The organism is Bradyrhizobium sp. WYCCWR15520 (assembly GCF_056174665.1).
The window spans coordinates 1-17,052 of sequence record NZ_JBWBWM010000003.1; the positions used below are offsets into that span (position 1 = coordinate 1).

General features: G+C 63.0%; 19 protein-coding genes. 11 read left to right on the plus strand and 8 right to left on the minus strand.

Features of this window, described 5'->3' with window-relative positions:
• The 4 genes from AC0QUY_RS03665 to AC0QUY_RS03680 form a co-directional block, all read left to right on the plus strand.
• A partial coding sequence (locus tag AC0QUY_RS03665) for a chemotaxis protein CheW (RefSeq protein ID WP_475385810.1) occupies positions 1 to 209 on the plus strand: 209 nt, incomplete at its 5' end.
• Between the two features lie 58 nt (positions 210 to 267).
• On the plus strand, positions 268 to 633 hold the full coding sequence (locus AC0QUY_RS03670) for a response regulator (RefSeq protein ID WP_057834994.1): 366 nt from the start codon (positions 268 to 270) through the stop codon (positions 631 to 633).
• An 83-nt stretch (positions 634 to 716) separates the two neighbouring features.
• Positions 717 to 1,886, plus strand: a complete 1,170-nt coding sequence (locus AC0QUY_RS03675; RefSeq protein WP_161852092.1) for a protein-glutamate methylesterase/protein-glutamine glutaminase — start codon at positions 717 to 719, stop codon at positions 1,884 to 1,886.
• Positions 1,883 to 2,761, plus strand: coding sequence for a CheR family methyltransferase (locus tag AC0QUY_RS03680; RefSeq protein WP_161852093.1), 879 nt, complete (start codon positions 1,883 to 1,885; stop codon positions 2,759 to 2,761). Before AC0QUY_RS03675 ends, AC0QUY_RS03680 begins: the two co-directional genes overlap by 4 nt.
• A 37-nt stretch (positions 2,762 to 2,798) precedes the next feature.
• On the opposite strand, the gene AC0QUY_RS03685 is transcribed toward AC0QUY_RS03680, so the two are convergent.
• From AC0QUY_RS03685 to AC0QUY_RS03695, 3 genes are read right to left on the minus strand one after another with little or no spacing between them, the layout of a single operon-like run.
• Positions 2,799 to 3,956 carry a glutathionylspermidine synthase family protein gene (locus AC0QUY_RS03685; RefSeq protein ID WP_475385811.1) on the minus strand — a complete coding sequence of 386 codons (1,158 nt, stop codon included), beginning with the start codon at positions 3,954 to 3,956 and terminating at the stop codon, positions 2,799 to 2,801.
• 5 nt (positions 3,957 to 3,961) lie between these two features.
• Entirely contained in the window at positions 3,962 to 4,375 is a 414-nt protein-coding gene (locus tag AC0QUY_RS03690; RefSeq protein ID WP_475385812.1) for a hypothetical protein, read from the minus strand.
• Positions 4,376 to 4,377: 2 nt separating this feature from the next.
• Positions 4,378 to 4,782 carry a DUF350 domain-containing protein gene (locus AC0QUY_RS03695; RefSeq protein WP_475385813.1) on the minus strand — a complete coding sequence of 135 codons (405 nt, stop codon included), beginning with the start codon at positions 4,780 to 4,782 and terminating at the stop codon, positions 4,378 to 4,380.
• Between the two features lie 361 nt (positions 4,783 to 5,143).
• On the opposite strand from AC0QUY_RS03695, the gene AC0QUY_RS03700 reads away from it, so the two are divergent.
• Positions 5,144 to 6,298 (plus strand): DUF937 domain-containing protein, encoded by a 1,155-nt coding sequence (locus tag AC0QUY_RS03700; RefSeq protein WP_475385814.1) that lies wholly within the window; start codon positions 5,144 to 5,146, stop codon positions 6,296 to 6,298.
• A gap of 164 nt (positions 6,299 to 6,462) precedes the next feature.
• Here AC0QUY_RS03700 and AC0QUY_RS03705 read toward each other — a convergent pair whose 3' ends face one another.
• Complete coding sequence (locus AC0QUY_RS03705; RefSeq protein WP_475385815.1) at positions 6,463 to 7,269, minus strand: cytochrome P460 family protein; 807 nt, start codon at positions 7,267 to 7,269, stop codon at positions 6,463 to 6,465.
• 175 nt (positions 7,270 to 7,444) lie between these two features.
• Positions 7,445 to 8,146 carry a response regulator transcription factor CtrA gene (ctrA, locus tag AC0QUY_RS03710; protein WP_016848562.1) on the minus strand — a complete coding sequence of 234 codons (702 nt, stop codon included), beginning with the start codon at positions 8,144 to 8,146 and terminating at the stop codon, positions 7,445 to 7,447.
• Between the two features lie 368 nt (positions 8,147 to 8,514).
• Between ctrA and fliI the strand changes: the two genes are divergently transcribed.
• The 4 genes from fliI (at position 8,515) to AC0QUY_RS03730 (ending at position 12,028) form a co-directional block, all read left to right on the plus strand.
• Positions 8,515 to 9,840: a flagellar protein export ATPase FliI gene (gene fliI, locus AC0QUY_RS03715; RefSeq protein ID WP_475385816.1), complete on the plus strand. Its 1,326-nt coding sequence runs from the start codon at positions 8,515 to 8,517 to the stop codon at positions 9,838 to 9,840.
• Between the two features lie 108 nt (positions 9,841 to 9,948).
• The gene (gene fliJ, locus AC0QUY_RS03720) at positions 9,949 to 10,365 is read left to right on the plus strand and encodes a flagellar export protein FliJ (RefSeq protein WP_161852100.1); all 417 of its coding nucleotides are present in this window, start codon (positions 9,949 to 9,951) and stop codon (positions 10,363 to 10,365) included.
• A gap of 178 nt (positions 10,366 to 10,543) precedes the next feature.
• Complete coding sequence (locus AC0QUY_RS03725; RefSeq protein WP_475385817.1) at positions 10,544 to 11,089, plus strand: sigma-70 family RNA polymerase sigma factor; 546 nt, start codon at positions 10,544 to 10,546, stop codon at positions 11,087 to 11,089.
• An 18-nt stretch (positions 11,090 to 11,107) separates the two neighbouring features.
• A complete protein-coding gene (locus tag AC0QUY_RS03730; protein WP_475385818.1) occupies positions 11,108 to 12,028 on the plus strand; it encodes an anti-sigma factor in 921 nt (306 codons plus the stop codon).
• Between the two features lie 360 nt (positions 12,029 to 12,388).
• Here the strand turns inward: AC0QUY_RS03730 and AC0QUY_RS03735 are convergent, their stop codons facing one another.
• From AC0QUY_RS03735 to AC0QUY_RS03745, 3 genes are all read right to left on the minus strand, one after another.
• Positions 12,389 to 12,595 (minus strand): hypothetical protein, encoded by a 207-nt coding sequence (locus AC0QUY_RS03735; protein WP_475385819.1) that lies wholly within the window; start codon positions 12,593 to 12,595, stop codon positions 12,389 to 12,391.
• A 327-nt stretch (positions 12,596 to 12,922) separates the two neighbouring features.
• Positions 12,923 to 15,058, minus strand: coding sequence for a flagellar biosynthesis protein FlhA (gene flhA / locus AC0QUY_RS03740; RefSeq protein ID WP_475386038.1), 2,136 nt, complete (start codon positions 15,056 to 15,058; stop codon positions 12,923 to 12,925).
• Positions 15,059 to 15,705: 647 nt separating this feature from the next.
• Positions 15,706 to 16,122, minus strand: a complete 417-nt coding sequence (locus tag AC0QUY_RS03745) for a hypothetical protein (RefSeq protein WP_475385820.1) — start codon at positions 16,120 to 16,122, stop codon at positions 15,706 to 15,708.
• A 366-nt stretch (positions 16,123 to 16,488) separates the two neighbouring features.
• Here AC0QUY_RS03745 and AC0QUY_RS03750 point away from each other — a divergent pair, with 366 nt between their 5' ends.
• The gene (locus tag AC0QUY_RS03750) at positions 16,489 to 16,758 is read left to right on the plus strand and encodes a hypothetical protein (RefSeq protein ID WP_161852104.1); all 270 of its coding nucleotides are present in this window, start codon (positions 16,489 to 16,491) and stop codon (positions 16,756 to 16,758) included.
• Complete coding sequence (locus tag AC0QUY_RS03755; protein WP_475385821.1) at positions 16,751 to 17,047, plus strand: hypothetical protein; 297 nt, start codon at positions 16,751 to 16,753, stop codon at positions 17,045 to 17,047. Before AC0QUY_RS03750 ends, AC0QUY_RS03755 begins: the two co-directional genes overlap by 8 nt.
• Positions 17,048 to 17,052 lie beyond the last annotated feature (5 nt).

Sequence of the window (17,052 nt, forward strand, 5' to 3'; positions counted from 1 at the left end):
ACCTGCGCGGCGAGTCCTACGGCCTCTTGATCGACCAGATCGGCGAGGTGCTGCGGCTGCCCGACGCCAGCTGCGAGGAAAACCCCGTCAACCTCGATCCCCGCATGGCCAAGCTCGCCGGCGGCGTTCACCGCCTCGACGGCCAGCTCATGGTCGTCCTCGACGTCGATCGCGTTCTCGAAATCGTGCCGGACCTGATGGCGGCATGAAGACCGAAGCTGGAATGAAAACATCCCTCTTGGGATCTGGTGCAATTGGAGGCCTAAAATGAAAACATGTCTGGTCGTCGATGACTCGAGCGTCATCCGAAAAGTCGCACGCCGCATCCTCGAAGGTCTCGACTTTCAGATCGTCGAGGCCGAGGACGGCGAGAAGGCGCTTGAAGCCTGCAAGCGTGCAATGCCCGAAGCGGTCTTGCTCGACTGGAACATGCCGGTCATGGACGGCTACGAATTCCTCGGCAATCTGCGCCGCATGCCCGGTGGCGACGCGCCCAAGGTGGTGTTCTGCACCACCGAGAACGACGTCGCGCACATCGCGCGTGCGCTGCATGCCGGCGCCAACGAGTACATCATGAAGCCGTTCGACAAGGACATCGTCACCGCGAAGTTCCAGGAAGTCGGTCTGCTCTGACTCTCGCGTTAGTGATCCCGGCGGCTCAGCGGCCTTCGGCGTTGTTCTTGTAAGTGTACGCTTGAGTTGGGTCGGGTGAAGTAATGAGTGTTGCGTTAACGAAGTCTCCGCCGCCAATCTCGACACGGCAGGACAAGCTGCGCGTCATGGTGGTCGACGACTCCGTCGTGATCCGCGGGATGATCTCGCGCTGGATCGGCGCCGAGCCGGATATGGAGGTCTCCGCCTCCTTGCGTACCGGTCTCGACGCCGTCAACCAGATCGAACGTATCAAGCCGGATGTTGCCGTGCTCGATATCGAAATGCCGGATCTCGACGGCATTTCGGCGTTGCCGCAACTGCTGGCGAAAAAGCGCGACCTCGTCATCATCATGGCGTCGACGCTGACCCGCCGCAACGCGGAGATCAGCTTCAAGGCGCTTTCGCTCGGCGCCTCCGACTATATTCCAAAGCCGGAGAGCACCCGCGAGGCATCCGCCGCCGAGACCTTCCACCACGACCTGATCCAGAAGATCCGTCATCTCGGCGCCAGAGCCCGCCGTCGTGCCTCGCCCGCCGCGAGCCCGGCGCTGGCGCCGGCTCCCGACCGGATACGCGAGGTGCTGCCCCATCCGGTCGCAGCGCCGGCTCCGCAACTGCAGCTCGCGCGCCGGTCCTTCAGCATGCTGGCGCCGCGCGTGCTCCTGATCGGCTCGTCGACCGGCGGTCCGCAGGCGCTGATGGCGCTGGTCGCCGACATCGGGCCGGTGATCGACCGCTTTCCGGTGCTGATCACCCAGCACATGCCACCGACCTTCACCACCATTCTCGCCGAGCATCTGGCGCGCGCAAGCCGCCGGCCGGCGCATGAGGCCGTTGACGGCGAGATCGTCAAGCCCGGGCGGATCTATCTTGCGCCGGGCGGCCGCCACATGCGGGTCGTGCGTCACGGCGCCGAGACGGCGATCGCGCTCGACGACGGACCGCCGGTGAATTTCTGCAAACCCGCTGTGGACCCGCTGTTCAATTCCGCGATCGACGTCTGGCAGGGCAGCATCATGTCGGTGATCCTGACCGGCATGGGCTCTGACGGCATGCGCGGCGGCAAGGAGATCGTCGCCGCCGGCGGCAGCGTGATTGCCCAGGACGAAGCCACCAGCGTGGTGTGGGGCATGCCGGGCGCGGCCGCCAATGCAGGTATTTGCGCGGCAGTCCTGCCGCTCAATCAGATTGCGCCCAAACTGGTTCGGTTGTTTTCGGGAGATCGTTCGTGACGCCTTCAGACTATGAGTATCTGCGTAAGCTTCTGAAAGAGCGCTCCGGGCTCGATCTTTCCGCCGACAAGCAATATCTGGTCGAAAGCCGGTTGCTGCCGCTCGCGCGCAAGTCCAGCCTGCCGGGCATTTCCGAACTCGTCGAAAAGATGAAGGGCGGGGCCAGCGCGCTGACGGCCGAGGTGGTCGAGGCGATGACCACCAACGAGACATTCTTCTTCCGCGACAAGATCCCGTTCGATCATATGCGGGAGACGGTGATCCCGGCGCTGGTGCAGGCGCGCGCTGCCCGCCGCACGTTGCGCATCTGGTGCGCGGCTTCCTCCACGGGGCAGGAGCCGTACTCGATCGCGATGTGCCTGAAGGAGGCCGGACCGCTATTGTCCGGCTGGCGTACCGAGATCGTTGCGACCGACCTGTCGCAGGCGGTGCTGGAGAAATCGAAGGCCGGCATCTTCAGCCAGTTCGAGGTGCAGCGCGGATTGCCGATCCAGTTGCTGGTGAAATATTTCACCCAGAACGGCGAGCTCTGGCAGATCAACGCCGAGCTCCGCAGCATGGTGCAGCATCGTCAGCTCAACCTGCTGCAGGACTTCTCGCATCTCGGCGTGTTCGATGTCATCTTCTGCCGCAACGTGCTGATCTATTTCGATCAGAACACCAAGACCAACATTTTCGAGCGGCTGTCCCGGATGCTGGAGCCCGATGGCGTGCTGGCGCTGGGCGCGGCCGAATCCGTCGTCGGCATTACCAACACGTTCAAGCCCTATCCGGATCGGCGTGGACTTTATCGTCCGAACATCGCTCCGGTGATCAGGGTGGGGGCGTCGACCCTGGTGCCGCAAACTTTGCGGGCGGTTGCCGCAGCGCGCTGATCTCGTTCTTCAGCCCGTGCCTCGGATGCCCGCCGCGCTATAGAATCGCGTGCGGCACGAAGCGCGACGTGTTGCCGGTGATCGGGTTCTCGTCTTCGCGGATCGAAAGCCCGCACGGCGTGTGATCGACCAGCCAGCTTCCGAGCACCGGATACTGGTCGGAAAAGCTCGGCAGCGACGCGAACGCCTGCCGGATGAATCCTTCCGCGCCATACGGGCCCTGCTGCTCCGCCAGCGTGGTGCCGGCACTGACGAGCGCGACGTTGGCGCCCTCGCGCGAATACAGCGGCTTGCGGACGAACGAGGAGCCGAGCATGGTTGCCTTTGGATCGTCCTCGAAATAGGCCGGCAGCAGATTGGGGTGCTTCGGAAACATCTCCCACAGCAGGGGGAGGATGCCCTTGTTGGAGAGGATCGCTTTCCAGGGCGGCTCGATCCAGCGTGTCGGCGCGCTCGACAGCTTCGCGCCGAACGCGTCCTGAAACATCCATTCCCAGGGGTAAAGCTTGAAGGCAAGCTCGATGGCGCGGTCCTCGAGATCGACGAAGCGGCCATCGCCGCCGAGCCCGACGTCCTTGATGTCCATCAGCGTGGTCTTCAAGCCGGCCTGGCTCGCGGTGTCCTGCAGATAGGCCAGCGTGCCGCCATCCTCGGGATTATCAGTCATTCCCGCGAGATGCAGATGCTTGGCGCCACCGTGCTTCTTCCAGGCGTCAATCAGGCGCTCATGGATTGAATTGAACTGGTCGGCGCGCTTCGGGATGACGTTGCGCTCCATCGCCTGTTCGAGCCAGGTCCACTGAAAAACCGCCGCTTCGAAAATCGAGGTCGGCGTGTCCGCGTTGTATTCCAGGAGTTTCGCGGGACTCCAGCCGTCATAGCTTAGGTCCAGCCGGCCATAGAGGCTAGGGTCACGGCGGCGCCAGCTCTCGGAAATCAGCGGCCAGAACGCTTCCGGTATCTTCAGCCGGCGCAGATATTTTTCGTCCTTGATCGCGCGGCCGACCAGTTCGAGACACATCGCGTCGATCTCGGCGGTGGGTGCCTCGATCCGCCGTTCGATCTCGTTCAGCGTGAACGCGTAATAGGCCCGTTCGTCCCAATAGCGTTCGCCGTTAATGGTGTGAAAGCTAAATCCAACGCCTTCGGCGGTGGCACGCCAATCGTCGCGTTCGGGGCAGGGGATGCGTTGCATGAAATTCAGCCGCCAGAAAAGCCGATGGCGTGCCCGAACGAGCCGAAGCCGCCGCGCTGCGCCGAGTGCGACCCGGAATCGTACGAGGAATGGCTCGATGATGAGGAAGAGGAGGAGTCGCTGCTGTAATAGCTGCTGCGTCCTGACGATCCGCCGCCGGAGCCGCCGCCAGAGCTCGAGGAAGAACTGCGTGACGAGCATTCGGCCGGGTTTTGCGTCGGCGATGCGTACGCGTTCGACGGTTGCTCGCAGGTGCGGCTCGGCATCAGCGTGTAGGCGGCACTGCCGACCGCAAAGGTACCCATCAACAGAAGGGCGACATGGCCGGAGCGCTTGGCTGGCGGCGGAACGGGACGTGGCGAAGTCGGCACCGAGACCGGTTTGCGCTTGCCAAAATCCTGGTTTGGTTTGTCTGCCATGGTCAGTAGACCATGCAGGCGGCGTTCAGCGCGCCCGCGGCCAGCGAGGACAGCCCGAGCCAGATCGCGGCAGCGAGTTCGCCGGACGCTATCCGCTCCGACAGCTTCGGCACGGGAACCCTGACGAGGTAATAGACGATGATCTGCACGATCAGCGCGATTCCCGCCCAGATCAGGCAGTCCCAGACATTGGCCGAATGAGTGATGGCGCTGACCAGCGGCAGCACGAAGCCGAGCAGGCTCAGGCCCAGCGCGATCGCGGCCGAAGGCTCGTTGGCGCGGATCAGATCGAATTCGTTATGCGCCGTGACGCGGGTGTAGACGAAGAGGTAGGCCACCACGGCGACGATCGCCGTGCAGAAATACACCAGAAACGCCGGCAGCCCGGCAAGCGATTGCAGGATCATGGAATTCGCCCCAACTCGTGCGTCCCTGAGGGTCGCACGATCTGTCAGTCGGCGCATCGGGGCGGCGGGTTCAATCCCAATAATTCTCTGTCCGAACAAAAACCTTGCATTTGCGGCGGGGTCCAGTCGGGAGAAGTGAGCCTTGCAGCTCGTCATAGGTCAGGCGGGGATTGGCTCGTGAGCTTCACAGGGCTTGCGCAGCAGCCGCGGCCCGCAGGGTGTGGGTGAAATCGTGGCAGCTTTCGTGGAACTCGGATCGGCCCGGGGAGGTTGTAATATAAGGTGATTAAACTTTGGAGACGCAATCCGGGCTGGACGAACTACCTGAGAAAATACCTGCACTCTGCTCAGGAGGATCGCCATGGCCACGAACCTGGTCTCTGTAGTGATGCAATGCCTCACGCCGGACATGATAGCGAAGATCGCTTCTGCTCTGGGTCTTGATCGCAATGTTGCGCAAAAAGCCATCGCAGGTGCGATTCCCGCGCTCCTTGCAAGCTTCGCTGACGTTGCCTCCACTCCTAATGGGGCACGGCAACTCACCAACACGCTGACACAGCAATCCGAGTCGCTTGAGAGCTTCAAGAATCTCATCGGCGGTTCCGGCCAGAACACGCTGGCGGAAACGGGATCGAACATGCTTTCGGGCCTGTTCGGTGGCGGAACGCTGGACACAATGGCACAGACGATAGGCAAGTTCGCGGGGATCGGTGAAGGCACCAGCAAGTCGATGCTCAGCATGCTTGGCCCGCTGGTGCTTGGTGCGCTAGGTCAGCAGCAAGCCAGCACGGGTCTTGACGCAAGTGGGCTGGTGTCTCGTCTCACTTCGCAGAAGGATCAGATCGCCGCGGCAATACCGTCCGGTCTCGCCGGTCAGTTGAGTGCCGCCGGTCTCATTGACGGAGCGACTGAAAGCTTGCGCAGCGGTGCGGCGACAGCCAGCGCGGCTGGCGGCCGAGCTGCAGAGGCTTCGGAGCGGACCATTTACGGGGCTGGTCAGGCAGCCTCGGCGGTGGCGAGTAGGACATCGGCACCGTATTGGCCGTACTGGTTGGTCGCGGCGGTGGTATTGGGTGGTCTCATCTGGTTAGCCCTTGGTCGTTCAGGGGAAGACCAGGTCGCTCAGGTGTCGCCTCCCTCCACGACGCGGACCGCGACCGGAACCGTGGGGACGGCGCCGACGGATTTGACGGTCGGAGGAATGAATCTGGCGAACCAGATCAACTCCTCGGTTGGGTCCATCAGGACCGTGCTTCCCGGCATCACCGATGCCGCATCGGCCGAGGCTGCCCTGCCCAAACTGAGGGAGGCAACAGCTCAATTGAATGAGGTCAGCTCGCGCGCGACGCAGCTCTCTCCTGAAGGAAGGAGCACCCTCGTAAAGCTGATTGTGGTCGCGACCCCCACGATCAACCAGATGTGTGACAAGGTGCTGGCGACGCCCGGTGCTGGCGAGATTGCAAAGCCGGCGATTGATGAGCTTCGAGGCAAGCTCGACGCCCTCGCGCGCTCCTGACTGTCAGAATGCCGTGTCGGTCGGCCTGCGCCGCCACGGCACGGCAAAGTGCTGCCGGCGGCCTTGTCGATAGCCCAGTTGACAGAATCCATCTGCCCAACAAGAACCCCGCCATTTCGGGCGGGGTTCGCAAATCCTCCATATAGCAGCCTTGACGCCGCCGGCTATTCCCTGACCTCGATCTTGCCCTTCATGGCCGGGTGCAGGCCGCAGATGTAGTCGTAGGTTCCAGCATCGGCGAGGGTGATCTGGGTGGTCTGGCCTTTCAGCGCGATCGAAGAGCGCTGCGCCTTGGGGCCGGTGATTGTTACCTGGTGCGGCGAGGAATCGGCGTTGTGCCAGGTGATGGTCTGGCCCTTGCCGACGACGACGGTCTCCGGCCCGAACTTGAAGTCGGCGATCGAGACCACGCCGGGCCCCGGCGCGGGCTTTGCCATGGCGCCTTCGGGCGTGCCCTTCAGGCCCGCCAGTGAGATAACGAAATCCTGCCCGGCATGCGGCTTGTGGCAGGTGAAGCAGGCCGTCAAATTGGCCTTGTCGTTGACCTTCTTGTCCGGGCCAAACGCCTGATACTCCCATTCGCCGTTGCGAATGTCGTCCTTGTACTCGGTCCCCCAGCCGTCGCGCTTCTCCATCACCGTGTAGGCGACAAGGTCGCCCTTCTGGAAACGGCCGTTGGCATCCTTGAGCGGCTCGCCGGCCGCATCGAGTTGCGCCTTGTATTGCACCAGCATCAGCACCGTGCCGCTCGGGATCGGCTGCCCCTTGCGAACTGCATCGACCGCTGCCGGCGTCGCAAAGAGCTCGCGATACTGCTTGTTGTCGTAACGATCGACCGTGGCGTAGAGCGTGCCCTTGTCGAAATTCTCCGGGAAGGCGACCTTGTCGCCGCCGGCGAGCGCCGAATAGCCGATGAGCGCGCCCGATGCCGATCCGAGCGCGATAGCGGCAACCAGTCTGACGTTTTCCATGGCTTCCCCCTTCGTTTGCGGACAATTCAGTCAGCTACGAGACACCGCCAAGCGGGTTTCAATCCGGGGGAAGCGAAATTTGTCGCGGTAAGCTGCGGGCCCAAACAAAAACCCCGCCGTTTCGGGCGGGGTCCAGTCGGATGGAGTGAGCCTTCTGGCTAGCTGTAAACCCTGATCAGGCGGGGATGCGCTCGTCCGCCTCGTGCGGCTCGCGCAGCACGTAGCCGCGGCCCCACACGGTCTCGATGAAGTTGCGGCCTTCGGAGGCGTTGGCGAGCTTCTTGCGCAGCTTGCAGATGAAGACGTCGATGATCTTCAGCTCCGGCTCGTCCATGCCGCCATAGAGGTGGTTGAGGAACATTTCCTTGGTGAGGGTGGTTCCCTTGCGGAGCGAGAGCAGCTCCAGCATCTGGTATTCCTTGCCCGTCAGGTGCACGCGCTGGCCGCCGACCTCGACCGTCTTGGTATCGAGATTGACCACGAGGTCGCCGGTCTGGATGACCGACTGGGCGTGACCCTTGGAACGCCGCACGATCGCGTGGATGCGGGCAACCAGTTCGTCCTTGTGGAAGGGCTTGGTCATGTAGTCGTCAGCGCCGACGCCGAGACCCTTGACCTTGTCCTCGATACCGGCGAGGCCGGAGAGGATCAGAATGGGAGTCTTGATCTTGGATACCCGAAGCTGCTTGAGCACGTCGTAGCCGGACATGTCGGGCAGGTTGAGGTCGAGAAGGATAATATCGTAGTCGTAAAGCTTACCGAGATCGACGCCTTCTTCTCCGAGGTCCGTCGTGTAGACGTTGAAACTCTCGGATTTAAGCATCAATTCGATCGACTGCGCGACGGCGCTGTCATCTTCTATCAGCAAAACGCGCATGCCAGTCCCCTTGTAGTCCGCCGCTCCGGGCGTCAGGTCGGCCGCACTTGCGGCACTCAAAACGCCTTTGAACAACTGATTCGGATCCTGACAGACACATGGTTAACAAACTCTGATTCCGGTTCGCAAGCTCTTTAAGTGCAATTTTTATCGAATCGCCCTAAGATGTTGCTTCGAAGCAGCTTTTCCTAACCGTGCGCGCTCAGTCTCCACATTAAGAGGCGGGCCTAACCGACTCCCGCGACTTGCCCTTCTTCTGACGGGCAAGCGCTCTCAGTCACCAAAGACAGTGACGCAATGATTAATGATGCGGGTAAACACGAGGTTAAGCGGTACCGGCTAAAACGTGGAAACTTAAGGTTTTCGCAATGAAGGCACTCGCGGAGCAAATCGGCGATATCGACGGCGTCAATATATATGGCCGTGTTGTGGGCGTGCGCGGGCTGATGGTCGAGATCGCGGGGCCGATCCATGCAATGTCGGTCGGCGCGCGGATCGTCATCGATACCGGCGGGAACCGACTCATCCCGGCAGAGGTCATCGGGTTTTCCGGCAGCAATGCTGTCGTCATGCCGTTCGGTGGGCTCGACGGTGTCAGGCGCGGTTGCCGTGCAGTCATTGCGACCGCGGCCAGTCAGGTGCGGCCGTCACCGGCCTGGCTCGGCCGCGTCGTCAACGCCATGGGGGAACCGATCGACGGCAAGGGGCCGCTGGTGCAGGGTCCATCGCCGATGCCCTATCGCAACGCGCCGCCGCCGGCGCATTCGCGCAAGCGCGTCGGCCCGCCGCTCGATCTCGGGGTGCGGGCGCTTAATACTTTCCTGACCTGTTGCCGCGGCCAGCGGCTCGGCATCTTCGCCGGTTCCGGCGTCGGCAAATCGGTGCTGCTGTCGATGCTGGCGCGCAATGTCGATGCCGACATCACCGTCATCGGCCTGATTGGCGAACGTGGCCGCGAGGTGCAGGAATTTCTGCAGGAGGATCTCGGCGACGAGGGTCTGGCACGCTCGGTCGTGGTCGTGGCGACATCGGACGAGCCCGCCTTGATGCGGCGGCAGGCCGCCTATCTGACGCTCGCGATATCAGAGTATTTCCGCGACGAGGACAAGGACGTGCTGTGCCTGATGGACTCCGTTACGCGCTTTGCGATGGCGCAGCGCGAGATCGGACTGTCGGCCGGCGAGCCGCCCACGGCCAAGGGCTATACGCCGACGGTGTTTACGGAACTGCCGAAGCTGCTGGAGCGGGCAGGGCCGGGAACCGGCATCGGCACCATCACCGCTATCTTCACGGTGCTGGTCGACGGCGACGACCATAACGAGCCGATCGCGGACGCTGTACGCGGCATTCTGGATGGCCACATCGTGATGCAACGCTCGATTGCGGAACGTGGCCGGTTTCCCGCGATCAACATCCTCAAGTCGGTCTCGCGCACCATGCCGCGCTCGGCCAATCCCGACTATCTGCCCGTGATCACGCGGGCTCGGCAGGTGATGGCGACCTACGCCGATATGGAGGAACTGATCCGGTTAGGCGCCTACCGGGCGGGTTCCAGTCCGGAGGTCGACGAGGCAGTAAAGCTGCATGAGCCGCTCGAAGGCTTCCTGCGCCAGGCCAAGGATGAAAAATCAAGCCTGGATGACGGCTATCGCCACTTGGCGCACATCCTCGGCAATTTGGAAACGGAACGCTAACTTTGTCAGGCCATCATCCCCGGCACATGATTAACGACGCCGGTGGGGCCCCCCGGGGAGCCGGCTCCGTCCCGCGTTCAGATTGGGACTTCTGGGGAGTATGAGTCGATGAAGTCACGAGAAACGCTGATCCGCCTGAAGAAATTTCAGGTCGACGAGAAGCGCCGTAGGGTTACCCAGATCGAAGGCATGATTGCCGACTTCCAGCGCATGTCGGTCGATCTCGAGCGCGAAATCCAGACCGAGCAGGAGCGGGCCGGGATCAACGATCCGACCCACTTCGCCTACCCGACCTATGCCAAGGCCGCGATCCAGCGCCGCGAAAACCTGACCCGCTCCGCCGACGAACTGCGCATCCAGCTCGAAGACGCCAAGAGCCTGTTGAGCGAAGCGTTCGAGGAGCTGAAGAAGGTCGAGTTGCTCGACGAGCGCGACCAGGCGCGCGAGCGCGCCGAGGAGAGCGCCCGGGAGCAGGCCGACATGGACTCAATCGGCCTGATGCGCGCCCGGCTTGGCGTCGCCTGACGAGCCTCCGCTGATTTCGACACAATCGAAAACCCGGGCCACAAGGCCCGGGTTTTTCGTTGCGGGCTCGCCGGCCCGGGCCACTTGGTGGCCCTTTTGACGCAAGGTATGCTACGAAACTTCTCGTCGGCTCCGGCGTAGGACGCGGGTGAAGGATCGAGATTTTGGGGGACGCTGAATGCTGACGCCAGCGGAGCTGGTCTGGCTGATTGCCGCGGTGGCGAAGGGGGATGAGGCCGCTTTTGAGCGCCTGTACGCCGCCACGCGCGCGAAACTCTTCGGCGTCGTGCTCCGTATCTTGCGGCGTCAAGATCTCGCGGAGGAGGTCATTCAGGAGGCTTACGTCAAGATCTGGAACAGTGCTGGCCAGTTCAACCCGGCCCTGTCTTCGCCGATCACATGGATGGCGTCGATCGCGCGCTACCGGGCGATCGACGTGGTGCGCAAGAAGAGCGAAAGCTCGATCGAGGAGGAGCCGGCCGCGATGGAAGTGGCCGCCGATTCGCCCGATCCGCTGGCGCGGCGCGAGATGACGGAAGAGTTGAAGCGGTTGCTGGAATGCGTCGGCCGTCTCGAGCCGGACCGGCAGAAGCTCGTGCTCCTTGCCTATTACAACGGCTGGAGCCGCGAGCAGCTCGCCGCCAAGTTCGAGACGCCAGTGAATACGGTGAAGACGTGGCTGCGCCGCAGCATGATGGATATAAGGGAGTGTCTCGGGCTCTAGCGGTCCGGATCTTGAACGATGGCCCATAGCGAAGACCATATCGCGCTCGCCGCGGAATACGCGCTCGGCACCCTCGATGCCGACGAGCGCGCGCAGGTCGAGACCATGATGGCCGTCGACACCGAATACAGCGCGCTGGTCCACGCCTGGGAATACCGGCTCGGCGTGTTGAACCAGATGGTCGGCTCCGTCGAACCGCGGCCGATCGTGTGGGAAAACATCAAGGCCGCGATCGGACATTCCACCGAGCAACGGGCGCCGCTGGTGCTGCACGAGCCGCCGCCGTCTCCATCGTCGGCCGAACCTGCCGTGGCCGAGGCGCCACCAGCAGCCGAAGCGCCGGCTGCCGCTCCGCCGCCGGCTGCCGCTGATAATTCCAACGTCATCCAGTTGTCGGCCGCCCGGGCCAGGCGCTGGCGCAGTATCGCTTCCATTGCCAGCGCGCTGGCCGCGGCGCTGGTCGCGATGCTGGCGGTGCAGGTCTATCAGCCGGATCTGTTGCCCGAGGCGCTGCGGCCAAAGCCGCGGATCCAGACGGTCGAGGTGAAGACGCCGGCGCCATCGCCGGTGCCGTCAGCGCAATATGTCGCGCTGCTGCAGCGCGACGGCGGCTCGCCCGCGTTCATCCTGACGGTCGATGCGGCGACGAAGAATTTCACCGTCCGCAAGGTCGGTGCCGACGCCGAGCCAGGCAAGAGTTTTGAGCTCTGGCTGATCTCCGACAAGCTGCCGCAACCGCGCTCGCTCGGCGTGATCGGCGGCAGCGATTTCACCGCGCGTCCGGTGTTGGCCGACTTCGACGCCGGCACGATCAACGCCGCGACCTATGCGGTTACCGTCGAGCAGGCTGGCGGCTCGCCGAGCGGCAAGCCGACCTCGGCGCCGATCTTTACCGGCAAGCTGATCGAGACGGTGCCGGCTGGCGCTCCGCCACGTTAAGACGATCGAAATGGAGTTCGCGGTGCCTACCTGGCTGGGGCCACTTCTCGCTCTCTTGCTCCTCGTAGGCTTTATCGGTTTTGCGCTTCGCCAAGGCACGAAAGTGAAATCGGACAAAGATGCAAGCGGTTCAGGAACAGGGACCGAATGGCTAGGCGGTGACAAATCATCTACTGGCGATGGGCATTCCGGACATTAGGCTAAGGTACAATTCCGACGGCGCTACACCCCACAAAAAGAAAACGCCCGTGGGGAGCGGGCGTTTTCGTAGTCAACTTGGGGGTAGTTGGGGTCTTGATTATCCACACGGCGACTTTGGGGGGCTGTAAAGAGCCGCGTGAATTCCGTGAAATCTCTCCTTTAGCGTACGACTGAGTTGCCTGAGCTGGTAATCGCGACCGGCTTGCCGGCCTTCATCACGCGCGTGCTCGCGGTCTGGGTGAGACCGTCATCCGAGGTCGTGCGTGCGGAGATGCTGAACCCGGCGACCACGATACCTGCCACGAGCGCCACGACCACGATCTTGAGATGGGTCGTGCGATCTGCGCTGTAGATCGAGTGGTTCATGGAAGTCTCCTGCCGCCTTCCCGCCTACGGATTTGTTGGATGCGTCCGCAGGTTGGTTCAACGTCTCGCGTCAGGAAACGTAGGAATCCGCCGTTCAGTTCCAAAGGGGCGATCACAAGGCGGTGAAAAGACTTGAACGGCTGCGATCAAGGGATCGCGCGCGGGCGACGAAAATGAACGATTGTTTATCTGCTACAATACGTTATGCCAGCCGAAGCGCTGGCGGCGCAGAATCTCGCCAATTTTCCCGATTTTAACAAACCGTTTGCATGTGGCGAAATCGCCTCGCCATTTTTACCGCTGATTTGCGCCCCGCCGCCCGCCTTCCTAGACGCTGCCGACCGTCTTCAGCCGCGCGCGCGGATGGATCTCGGCCTGCGACAAGACAGTGGTTTGCGAGCGGAAGCGTTCGACCAGCGAGCGCACGAACGGGCGGATTGCAGCCGAGGTAACCAGTACCGGCGCCTCGCCCTCGCGCGCCGCCTGCTCGAAGGCGTTGCGCACGGAAGTCATGAACTCCGACAACTTTGAGGGCTGCATCGCGAGGCTGCGCTCCTCGCCCTGACCCACGATCGATTCCGCGAACGCCTGCTCCCAGCGCGCCGACAGCGCGATCAGCGGCAGATAGCCGTTGTAGGTGGTGTTCTGCGCGCAGATCTGGCGCGCTAGCCGCGCGCGGACATGCTCGACCATGATGGTGGGGTTGCGCGAGAAGGCGAGCGCGTCCGCGATGCCTTCGAGGATGGTGGAGAGGTCGCGGATAGAGATCCGCTCGGCCAGGAGGAGCTGCAGCACGCGCTGGATGCCCGAGACCGTGACCTGGCTCGGCACGATGTCCTTGACCAGTTCACCCTGCTCCTTCGGCAGGTCCTTCAGGAGCTTCTGCACCTCGCCATAGGACAGCAGGTCGCTCATGTTGTTCTTGAGCAGCTCGGTCAGGTGCGTCGACAGCACGGTGGCCGCATCGACAACGGTGTAGCCCTTCAGCGAGGCCTCTTCCTTCAGAGCCGCATCGACCCAGGTGGCCGGCAGGCCGAAGGTCGGCTCAACGGTGTGGATGCCGGGCACGCCGACCTGGTTACCGGCGGGGTCCATGACCATGAACTGGTTCGGCCAGATCTTGCCGGAACCGGCGTCCACTTCCTTGATCTTGATGACGTAGGTGTTGGCCTCGAGCTGGACGTTGTCGAGGATGCGCACCGCCGGCATCACAAAGCCCATTTCGATCGCGAGCGAGCGGCGCAGCGCCTTGATCTGTTCGGTCAGGCGGTCGGTGCCGTCAGGGCCGTTGACCAGCGGCAGCAGCGCGTAGCCGAGTTCGATCTTGAGGTCGTCGATCTTGAGGGCGGTGGCGATCGGCTCTTCGGCAGCGGCCTGGGCGGCTGCGGCTGCGAGTTCGGGCGCTGCCGCTGCAGCCGCTTCCGCCTCCCTGGCGGCGCCGTTGCGGTTGCGCGCCTTCCAGGCCAGCGCTGCGGCGCCGCCGCCGAGCGCCAGGAACGGGATCATCGGAATGCCCGGCAGCAGCGCCAGCACCAGCATCACGCCGGCGGACATGCCGAGCGCCTGCGGATAACCCGAAAGCTGCTTCATCAGCGCCTTGTCGGCCGCACCGGTGATGCCGGCCTTCGAGACCAGCAAGCCCGCCGCGGTGGAGACGATCAGCGCCGGCACCTGCGTGACCAGGCCGTCGCCGACGGTCAGAATGGTATAGGTGCGGGCGGCGTCGCCGAAGCTCATGCCCTGTTGGGCGACGCCGATGATGATGCCGCCGACGATGTTGATGAACACGATCAGCAAGCCCGCGATGGCATCACCGCGGACGAATTTCGAGGCGCCGTCCATGGCGCCGAAGAAGCCGCTTTCGTCCTCGAGTTCCTTGCGGCGCGCCTTGGCGGTCTTTTCGTCGATCAGGCCGGCGGAGAGGTCGGCGTCGATCGCCATCTGCTTGCCGGGCATCGAATCCAGCTGGAAGCGGGCGGCGACTTCGGCGATGCGACCCGAACCCTTGGTGATGACGACGAAGTTCACGATCACCAGAATCGCGAACACGATAATTCCGATGACGAAATTACCTGACATCACGAAGTTGCCGAAGGCCTCGATGACGTGGCCGGCGGCCGCGGTGCCTTCGTGGCCGTGCGACAGGATCAGTCGCGTCGAGGCCATGTTCAGCGACAGCCGCAGCATGGTCGAGATCAAGAGCACGGTCGGGAATGCGGAGAATTCCAGCGGCGCCTGGATGAACAGCGAGGTCATCAGGATCAGAATCGACACCGTGATCGAGATCGCCAGGAACAGGTCGAGCACGATCGCCGGCAACGGCAGGATCAGCACCACCAGGATAACGAGGACGCCGAGCGCCAGCGCCAGATCGCCGCGCTTGAGGATATCGCCGATTTCGCTGAGGCTCGGAAATTTGCCGCCCGTGCCTGCGCCGCCCTGACCCGCCGTGACATCGACCATGGTAGCCGCATCCCCCCGCGACTGACGCCCGCGGGCGCCAAACGTCTTCGCGGCGGCCGAAGGGCCGCCGGTTCGAAAGTGAGGCACCGCACTGGCGTCCACGGGGTTCCTCCCGTTTTACGCGGCCGACGACACTCGACTTCACCCGGCAATATTTGCCGGGTGTATGGTTAGCAAAGGGTTAACGGGGGATATTGAGACGGTCATTCCGGGATGGTCCGAAGGACCAGACGTCAGGTGTGCAATTGCACACCGGGGATTCTCGTGCCGTACCCGAATGCTCTCCTCGCACCGAACTCATCGTACTCCGCGCAGGCGGGATACCCAGTACGCCGCGGCCCATCGGCTCTATCGCTGGCGTCTCTGGAATACTGGATCGCTGGCTGCCGCCCGGCGAAACGCGTTTTCAGCGCGTCGCAATTTGGGCAATTGAATTAGTCACGTCCTACACCCGGATGCGAAGGTCGCGATCATGACCGCCGTCGTGCCGCTCACAACCCATGTGCGGAGTGCTCCCGATGGGGGGCACCTTGCGACGCGCTGCCGTCATAGTAGAGGGGTGACCCCAAGGCATGCATCAGCGGCTTTCAGCATCGCTGAGGAAGTGGGCGGTCGGTCGCAGTTCTGCGTTGGCGTCCCCCACGCAACTACTTCTTTTTGCTGGAACCCAAGATCGGTTGCCAGTCCCCGGCCTTCTGACTGGGCGCGGCGGCTATCACCTTGATCTTTTCCTTCTTGGGTTTCTTGACTTCCCGATTGCCGCGTCGCTCTTTGGCCATGTCGGTCTCCTCCTGTTTTTCGAGATGATTGAATTCGTTCTCCAGGAGGACCTGCCCGCGCGGGGTGCAGATCCTCACGTCCACATAGCCTTGGTGCAGAAGCTGTCTGGCCTTCCTGAGCGCGGCCGCCGCCGTAGCGCGGCCGAGATTTTCGCGGACGCCTTCATGATTGCCGCCGATCAGGTATTTCAGTTGCGATCGCCTGGAGGCAGCTCGCGCTTGTTTTCCCAATGCGCTTGCCTTGAGCGAATGAGTGCCGGCCTCGCTATAAAACGCTTTAGGCATGGAGGACGGCCACCGCGATCACAATGATCGCTGGGTACACTGCGATGATCACGGGCGGCACGATCCACTCGGCCAAGCCAAATTGCCGCAAGAGAATGCTCCTGCTTCTTTGCGGCGGGAGCGCGCGGCCCTCAGTCACCGATGGATGCCGTAGGAAATGCGGTGATCGCTGACCCTACGCCGATATCCCCACAATAGCGAGCGCCACCACGCTTCCTGCCAACCGCGGCATGAGCGCGCGCAGGACGCGGCAAGGAATCTATTCGTCGCGCGGCAAGAAAAGCGATAGCTATTGGGACTGAAGGGGCGCATGCTGCTCTCGGGGCAAACGCCGGCGCAGGCGTCTTCGAGGAAAGGCAGGCGCACGTGGCTATCGTGTCCCGACGTGAAGTCGTTACCTTCAAGCACCCGTTCCGGATCAGAGGCATCGATCGCCTGTTGCCCGCCGGCGACTACGAGGTCATCACCGATCAGGAGAAAATCGACGGACTGTCGTTCGCGGCGTTCCGTCGCGTCGCCACCATGATCATGGTGCCGGCGAAAGGCTCGCGCGGCCTCGCAACGGAGATGGTCTCGATTGGCTCGGTCGATCTGGCGGACGCGCAGCGCGTCGATGCGAGTGCTTCCGATGGCTGACGAGCCGCTCGACCTCGATAGCCACCGTGGGATGGCGGCGCAGAAAGCGACCGACCTCCGCCGTGCGCTGGCGGAGGTGGAGACCCATGCGCTGGAACTGCGCGAGCGCCAAGCGGAGATCGAACGTCACTTGCTGTCGTTTCCCGCCGCCTCGTGGCCGGAGGCGGCCGTCAAGGCGCGCTACGTTATGACGCTGTATGCCGCAGGACTGCCGCCGGACGACACGCGGCACCGTGACCTCGTCGCCGCCATTCTTGAGGATTTTGACCGGCTCACCGAGCAGGGCTGAGGCAA

What these genes read in the sequence shown, in the direction of transcription:
- AC0QUY_RS03670 (WP_057834994.1), top strand. Translation starts at nt 268, where the DNA reads ATGAAAACATGTCTGGTCGTCGATGACTCGAGCGTCATCCGAAAAGTC.
- AC0QUY_RS03675 (WP_161852092.1), top strand. Translation starts at nt 717, where the DNA reads ATGAGTGTTGCGTTAACGAAGTCTCCGCCGCCAATCTCGACACGGCAG.
- AC0QUY_RS03685 (WP_475385811.1), bottom strand. Translation starts at nt 3,956, where the DNA reads ATGCAACGCATCCCCTGCCCCGAACGCGACGATTGGCGTGCCACCGCC.
- AC0QUY_RS03690 (WP_475385812.1), bottom strand. Translation starts at nt 4,375, where the DNA reads ATGGCAGACAAACCAAACCAGGATTTTGGCAAGCGCAAACCGGTCTCG.
- AC0QUY_RS03695 (WP_475385813.1), bottom strand. Translation starts at nt 4,782, where the DNA reads ATGATCCTGCAATCGCTTGCCGGGCTGCCGGCGTTTCTGGTGTATTTC.
- AC0QUY_RS03700 (WP_475385814.1), top strand. Translation starts at nt 5,144, where the DNA reads ATGGCCACGAACCTGGTCTCTGTAGTGATGCAATGCCTCACGCCGGAC.
- AC0QUY_RS03705 (WP_475385815.1), bottom strand. Translation starts at nt 7,269, where the DNA reads ATGGAAAACGTCAGACTGGTTGCCGCTATCGCGCTCGGATCGGCATCG.
- ctrA (WP_016848562.1), bottom strand. Translation starts at nt 8,146, where the DNA reads ATGCGCGTTTTGCTGATAGAAGATGACAGCGCCGTCGCGCAGTCGATC.
- fliI (WP_475385816.1), top strand. Translation starts at nt 8,515, where the DNA reads ATGAAGGCACTCGCGGAGCAAATCGGCGATATCGACGGCGTCAATATA.
- fliJ (WP_161852100.1), top strand. Translation starts at nt 9,949, where the DNA reads ATGAAGTCACGAGAAACGCTGATCCGCCTGAAGAAATTTCAGGTCGAC.
- AC0QUY_RS03725 (WP_475385817.1), top strand. Translation starts at nt 10,544, where the DNA reads ATGCTGACGCCAGCGGAGCTGGTCTGGCTGATTGCCGCGGTGGCGAAG.
- AC0QUY_RS03730 (WP_475385818.1), top strand. Translation starts at nt 11,108, where the DNA reads ATGGCCCATAGCGAAGACCATATCGCGCTCGCCGCGGAATACGCGCTC.
- AC0QUY_RS03735 (WP_475385819.1), bottom strand. Translation starts at nt 12,595, where the DNA reads ATGAACCACTCGATCTACAGCGCAGATCGCACGACCCATCTCAAGATC.
- flhA (WP_475386038.1), bottom strand. Translation starts at nt 15,058, where the DNA reads ATGGTCGATGTCACGGCGGGTCAGGGCGGCGCAGGCACGGGCGGCAAA.
- AC0QUY_RS03745 (WP_475385820.1), bottom strand. Translation starts at nt 16,122, where the DNA reads ATGCCTAAAGCGTTTTATAGCGAGGCCGGCACTCATTCGCTCAAGGCA.
- AC0QUY_RS03755 (WP_475385821.1), top strand. Translation starts at nt 16,751, where the DNA reads ATGGCTGACGAGCCGCTCGACCTCGATAGCCACCGTGGGATGGCGGCG.